Source organism: Methanobrevibacter sp., from assembly GCF_045220775.1.
GTDB lineage: Archaea > Methanobacteriota > Methanobacteria > Methanobacteriales > Methanobacteriaceae > Methanocatella.
Window position 1 is genome coordinate 1 of the sequence record NZ_JBGUWC010000141.1, and the last position, 3,741, is coordinate 3,741.

At 33.1% G+C, this 3,741-nt stretch carries 3 protein-coding genes; all 3 read right to left on the reverse strand.

Features of this window, described 5'->3' with window-relative positions:
• Positions 1-661: 661 nt before the first annotated feature.
• Positions 662-1,372, reverse strand: coding sequence for a hypothetical protein (locus tag ACJROP_RS09440; RefSeq protein WP_406535218.1), 711 nt, complete (start codon positions 1,370-1,372; stop codon positions 662-664).
• The gene (locus ACJROP_RS09445) at positions 1,362-2,813 is read right to left on the reverse strand and encodes an AAA family ATPase (protein WP_406535219.1); all 1,452 of its coding nucleotides are present in this window, start codon (positions 2,811-2,813) and stop codon (positions 1,362-1,364) included. The genes ACJROP_RS09440 and ACJROP_RS09445 overlap by 11 nt, the downstream gene beginning before the upstream one ends.
• A 112-nt stretch (positions 2,814-2,925) precedes the next feature.
• A complete protein-coding gene (locus ACJROP_RS09450; RefSeq protein ID WP_406535220.1) occupies positions 2,926-3,594 on the reverse strand; it encodes a DUF234 domain-containing protein in 669 nt (222 codons plus the stop codon).
• Between the last annotated feature and the right edge of the window lie 147 nt (positions 3,595-3,741).

Consider the following 3,741-nt stretch of genomic DNA (forward strand, 5'->3'; position numbering starts at 1 on the left):
CAATACAATTCCTCAAACGGTAATAGATAGACTTTGTATCGATTAATTATCAATCGCCGAATATATACAATATCGGCAAGGTGCGGATAAAGCAATTCTCCGCTGTCGGATAACTTTAATTCGGGATAGTGACAATTTCTGCATTTGTTAATACAGCCCGATATGTAAATACATATTGACCGTTCTTCAGGGACTTCATATGGACTGATACAAAATTCTGTATAGTGAAGCATCGATAACACCTACCCAATACACAAAAAAGACCGCACCAAACGGCACAGTCTTTATGATAACGGAGAGTGAGGGATTCGAACCCTCGAGCCCTTTCGGACTACCTGATTTCGAGTCGGAAAATATTTTCGGAAGTTTACGGAAAATAAAAGAACTTAAAGGAACTTTTTTCTCTCAAAAGTTCCGATGTTTACAGGTTTTTTTAAGAATTTCAATTTCAAAAATCCCATAAAATCCACATCTTTTTATCTTCACAAATCACAGCAGTTCTAATAAAATCGTCACGGTTCTATTAGAACTGCCGTGAGAACTTCTTGAAAACTGTTCGTAAAAAGGCAAATCCGGCAGTGCAGATTTTCGGGCGTATACGCACTGCAGCACACAAAATCGTATATGGCTGAGTGCATATTTTTATATTCGCTCCAAAAAATCATATTGAAATCTTACTGTTATTTACAAAAAACGTAAAGTCGTAAGGGGACATAACTTTTATATCATCGTAGTAATAGTCATTACCAACATAATCTTTTTGTTTCAAAAAACGTTTTAAAGATTGCTTGATTTTATCGAAACAATTACTTGTAGACGTTTTTGAGGAAGATAACTCACCCAGTGTTGCTTCCATATTGTCAATACCATTTTCATCTACCACAATGATAAGTATCAATTCATATTTCTTTCTTGACAATAAATCGTCACATTGAGGAAATATCCTTTTTTCTAATGTGATATAACTTTCGACAGCTTTGTCACGAATAGAATCGATTAATTGTTCAGTTTCCATATCTTGATTTTTTAAAAATAAATTCTTATAATTCGGGCAAGTCTGATTGATAAGTTCACACATTGCTTTTTCGTCATTCCAATTTTGTTTTGTGATTATTTTCTTGAAACCTGATTTGAATTCCACTAAATAAATTTTCTTGTTGTCGGTAATAATTATTCCGTCAGCAGACGTGGGCAGGCAATCTTTACACTTATATAAATCACGTGATATATCATCAAAGCAGAAAATCTCTTTTGAACTTTCAACCAATGCTTTGCTTGTACCGGATTTAGAAATTTCGGTTATTGTTTTTTTATAACCACTGTTAGACAGCCAGTGTTCCTGTGCGTATTTCAGAATATCTTTAGCTATCATGATTTTCACCCAAGTTATAATAATAGTCCCTCAATTGCTTTACTTCTGATAAATAACGCATGAAATCAGAGTATATCTGTCCCAGATCATCATTTACATTGACGTATTCCACTAAACCGTCATCCAAACAATTCGTCTGATAAAAGTTTGTTTTGTCGATAATATCATATTTACGCATATACGCATCTATTGCCAACACAAAATTCGGACTGTGACTTGTAAGAAGAACCTGTGTATTGAGATATTTCACTAACAAAACGATTACTTCAGCAAATTTATTCTGCCAACTCGGATGCAGGTGTGCTTCGGGTTCGTCCAATATCAAAAAAGTTGTTTCGTCAATTTCACCTTTATCCAACAATATTTTCAATATCGAAAACATTTTTGAACCCGTAGCCAAATTGGTTATATGAAGTTTTTTTCCGTCTTTGACATAAAATTCACCATCTGAACTAAATTCAAAGTCACCGGATATAACCTCATCGATTTTTTCTTTTATCAAACTCAATCCGTTGTCAATAATTGTCTCTTTAAATATAGTTGTTTGCTTTATTCTTTTCAGAACAAGGTTTAATTTCATTTCGTGTGGGATGATTCTACCACTGTTTAGTATTGTTTTAATATTATCAAAGTCATGTGGATATCTTCTACGATAGAGAACAGAGTCCAATATAAAGGGATTGTCAATAAAATATATTTTTTTATATGAACTATATTCGAAAACAGGATTGCCGTCATTTACAATTTCATTTTGCACAATATCAAATGCAAACATAACTTTATTATTGTCTGACATTTCAATCGTTGAACTTTCAACATCAACTTTTACAGGTTGAATTTGCTTTGAAAATTCCACATTTAATGTTTGATTTATAATTTCACGTGCATAATCGATAAGTTCAGGATCTTGTTTTATATCTACAAACATCTTATCTATAATACTAATTACTTCATTAATTCCATTTCTTATAGAATCTCTAAATAAATCGATATCGGTGTTACTACGTATTGAAAATTTTTTGTAATTTCCGAATAATATTGAGTTTTCGTCAATCGAATTTACGTCAAATTCAGCCAACTCATTTCTTAATCTATGAGAAAATTCTTCAGCATCTCCATATTTATTCAAACGGTCAGCATCCGATAACAAATAATCGATTGCAGAATCTTTTAAAAAAACCCCTTCACCGTTATAATGGAATCGTCTGATTTTAAACACCGTCGTTAATTTATCACGTATGTCACCCAATGTTTCAACAACATAAGTATACCTATCATTCTCTGCCTTTGACGATAAATTTGAAACAGCATCTAATAGGGAATATACCACTTTGCCAACAGTTGTTTTACCGGAATTGTTTGCTCCGGTAATTACAGTGAGTCCATCTAAGCGGATACTGGAATCTTTAATTATACCAATATTTTTTAATCTTATATCCATAACATATCCTCCGTTAAATAGATTTCTGCTGAAATATTATTGAATTATACCACAAATTGCACAAAAAAGCAACTACATAATTAAAAAATTTCCATATAAATTTCAGCGATTTTTATATTTGTTTCTGAAATAATGTTTGTTCTCCGTTGATAAGTACAAGATTATCGCTATTTTCTGCAAGCTCAATAACACGTTCGTCAAATCCGCTTTTCGAGAACAATCCATACATAATGCGATAACCGCTGAATTCGGAAATTGTTCTGCATTTTTCCACGAGAGCAGAATATACCCTTATATCGATAGGTTTGTCGTAAAATTTGCACTCTCCGGCAAATATCGTTTTACTTTGATTATCAACTGCAACGACATCAATTTCCGTATTGCCGTTCCAATAAGAGCCGATTTTTGAGATATGAAAATCAATCTTCTTTTCTTTGCAAAGCTGTATGAATATTTCGGCACAGACTTTTTCATAAACAAAACTGACATGACGGTCAATAAAATTGCTGTTCAGCCTGTCAATGACATAATTTGCATTGTCAAGCTCCAATTCACTTCTGTACGGATAAACAAACTTAAACCAAAAATCCATAAATACATCACTTATATAATACAGTCCCTTACGACTCTTTTCGGGTTCTTTCTCTGTGACGGGAACTCTTTTTTCAATCAGAAACAGATTCATCAATGTTGAGAGATAAGGACTTAAAGTGTTTGATTTGCTTTCGAGAACTGTCGCTATATCCGAAAGCTTGTGATTACCCATTGAAATTGCCCTCATGACAGAAAAATAACTCAGTGGTTCACGCACTTCTTTTTCCAACAGAAACAAAGGTTCTTCATACAAAAATCCCGATTTGCTCAGCACATTCAATCGGATATTTTCTTCAAGTGAACGGCTGTTGCAGAAAAATTCAATATATTTCGG